General features: G+C 73.9%; 1 protein-coding gene. It reads left to right on the top strand.

Going from position 1 to position 387, the window contains the following annotated elements; all coding sequences use genetic code 11:
- A partial coding sequence (locus PUR56_RS22730; RefSeq protein WP_329950269.1) for a polyketide synthase occupies positions 1 to 387 on the top strand: 387 nt, incomplete at both ends.

Genomic DNA, 387 nt, shown 5'->3' with positions numbered 1-387 from the left:
GTCGTTCGGTGCGGACGCGGACGGGACGGGTTGGTCCGAGGGTGTCGGCATGCTGCTGGTCGAGCGGTTGTCGTCGGCGCGGGCTGCGGGTCGTCGGGTGCTGGCGGTGGTGCGGGGTTCGGCGGTGAACCAGGACGGTGCGTCGAACGGTCTGACGGCGCCGAACGGTCCGTCGCAGCAGCGGGTGATCCGGGCCGCGTTGGCGCTGGCGGGGTTGAACCCGCAGGACGTCGACGCGGTCGAGGCGCACGGCACCGGCACGACGCACGGCGACCCGATCGAGGCCCAGGCCCTCCTGGCCACCTACGGTCAGGACCGGGACCGCGGCGACCCGCTCTGGCTCGGGTCGGTGAAGTCCAACATCGGGCACACGCAGGCGGCCGCCGG

Source organism: Streptomyces sp. BE303 (assembly GCF_036290945.1).
Taxonomy (GTDB): Bacteria; Actinomycetota; Actinomycetes; order Streptomycetales; family Streptomycetaceae; genus Kitasatospora.
The sequence above is the reverse complement of the archived record's forward strand: the minus strand, read 5'-3'. Positions and strand labels throughout refer to the sequence as shown.